The sequence below is a fragment of the Paraburkholderia sp. EG286B genome (assembly GCF_040965655.1).
GTDB lineage: Bacteria > Pseudomonadota > Gammaproteobacteria > Burkholderiales > Burkholderiaceae > Paraburkholderia.
Map to the genome: position 1 here is coordinate 1 of NZ_JBFRCF010000099.1, position 2,089 is coordinate 2,089.

Here is a 2,089-nt window from a genome sequence, read left to right on the forward strand (position 1 = left end):
CGACGATACAAGGGTGGTGGGTGCGCCGGGAGACCGGTAAGGAGTAGATGGTGAAAGTCCATTACGATGAAGGTGTAGCGAACCACATCGGCCCCGAGCCGTGCGTGGGCGTCCGTCAGGATGTCTGCGAAGCGTCGGTAGGGGAGCATGCAGGCCAGCCATTGAGCCGCGATATCTTGAAAGTCCCGGGTGCCGACGTCCTCCACTTGACGGAAGGCAATATGATGGAGCGCGCCATTGCAAGCGCTCTGTTGACCCGGCGCGGTCTTAGAACCTGGCATGCATGGAAGCTCTTTACGCGGGAACCGGGAGATCTCCCGCTTGGCCTGTCGCAATGTGGGCAGGTCCGCGTCGGGAAGGCGAGGAGCCGTAGCCGATGATGAACGGACGGGAGAAGTCAGACTCCGCCATAGTAGCGACGAAGCCTGCGAACAAAGCCGGGAAACCAGCAGCGGAGCGGGTGGAGCCAAGGGCGGGGACCAAGGGGAACACGGATCAGACCAGCACGCGCCGGGCGCAGAACCGGGAAAGTGTGTCACACGGGCTGGAACGTGTACGGCAGGTTGCAAGGCAGCGGAAGAAGGAGCAGTTCACCGTGTTGCTACACCATGTCACGGTCGACTTGCTGCGGGAGTCGTTTTACGCGCTTAAGCGTCGGGCGGCTCCGGGCGTGGACGGCATGACATGGCAGTACTTTGAGGCAGGGCTGGAAGAGAACCTCCAGCGTTTGCACGCACAGGTACAAAGTGGCGCGTATAGGGCGTTGCCCGTCCGGCGGCAATACATACCCAAGCCAGATGGAAAACAGCGCCCTCTGGGAATTGCCGCTCTGGAGGATAAAATCGTCCAGCGCGCGGTGGTCGAAGTTCTCAACGCCATTTACGAAGAAGACTTCCTTGGCTTCTCGTACGGGTTTCGGCCCGGGCGCAGTCAGCACGATGCGATGGATGCGTTATCAGTGGCCATCGATCGCACCCGAGTGAACTGGATACTGGACGCAGATATACGGAACTTCTTTGACGGCCTCAGTCAGGAATGGCTGGTCCGTTTTCTGGAGCACCGGATCCGCGACCAACGCATCATCCGTCTTGTGCGCAAGTGGCTCAAGGCGGGCGTTCTGGAAGACAGAGAACTTAGCGTCAGTGAAACCGGTACACCGCAAGGAGCAGTGGCGTCGCCGCTGCTCGCGAACGTGTACCTGCACTACGCGTTCGATCTCTGGGCTCAACGGTGGCGACGGCTGGAGGCCAAAGGCAACGTGATCATCTCGCGGTACGCGGATGATATCGTGGTCGGTTTCGAGCATGAAACTGACGCGAGGCGCTTCTGGGACGCGATGCGAGCGAGGCTGGAAAAGTTCGAGCTAGCGCTACACCCGGACAAGACGAGGCTACTGGAGTTTGGTCGCGATGCTGCGGCCCAGCGAAAGCGTCGCGGTCTTGGACGGCCAGAGACGTTCACCTTCCTGGGTTTCATCTTTATCTGCGGGCGATCCCGTCGCGGAGCCTTCCAGCTACAGCGGAAGTCCCGCGGGGATCGCATGCGGGCGACGCTCAGGCGGATCAAGGGCGAACTCCGAAGGCGCCGGCACAACTCCATCCCAGAGCAGGGGAAATGGCTCAAGTCAGTGGTTCAAGGGTACTTTGCCTATCATGCAGTGCCCACGAACTACCGTGCGATTAGTGCTTTCCGCCATCACGTGACACGCCTCTGGCTGCGTGCGCTTAGGCGCCGTAGTGAGAAGGACCGAACCTCATGGGCCCGGTTACATCAAGTCGCTGACGCATTTCTCCCGCATCCTCGCATTCTTCACCCATGGCCGAGCCAGCGGTTTGCCGTCAAACACCCGAGGTAGGAGCCGTATGCCCGAATTGGGCACGTACGGATCTGGGCGGGGGGTGTCCGGCAACGGACATTCCTACCGCGATAACTACTATGGGGCGTTCTATCGGACGGCGATGCACAGCCTCTTCAGCTACATCGACCTACGGCTTATGCGGTGGGCTCGGAGAAAGTACAAGCGGCTGCGGCAGCACAAGCGACGTAGTGCGGAATGGCTACGCAAGGTGAAGTCCGCCCACCCCTGGTT

Annotated in this window: 3 protein-coding genes; 2 read left to right on the top strand and 1 reads right to left on the bottom strand. The window is 60.5% G+C overall.

What is annotated here, in order from left to right; all coding sequences use genetic code 11:
* The coding region (locus AB4Y42_RS43820) for a hypothetical protein (protein WP_368697835.1) at positions 1-281 on the bottom strand (281 nt) is incomplete at its 3' end.
* Between the two features lie 98 nt (positions 282-379).
* Between AB4Y42_RS43820 and ltrA the strand changes: the two genes are divergently transcribed.
* The gene (ltrA, locus tag AB4Y42_RS43825; RefSeq protein ID WP_368697837.1) at positions 380-1,855 is read left to right on the top strand and encodes a group II intron reverse transcriptase/maturase; all 1,476 of its coding nucleotides are present in this window, start codon (positions 380-382) and stop codon (positions 1,853-1,855) included.
* Between the two features lie 7 nt (positions 1,856-1,862).
* On the top strand, positions 1,863-2,089 hold a 227-nt coding region (locus AB4Y42_RS43830), incomplete at its 3' end, for a group II intron maturase-specific domain-containing protein (protein WP_368697836.1).

Bases quoted from the DNA above. Each gene is read 5' to 3' on its own strand.
- ltrA (WP_368697837.1), top strand. From the start codon at position 380: ATGAACGGACGGGAGAAGTCAGACTCCGCCATAGTAGCGACGAAGCCT.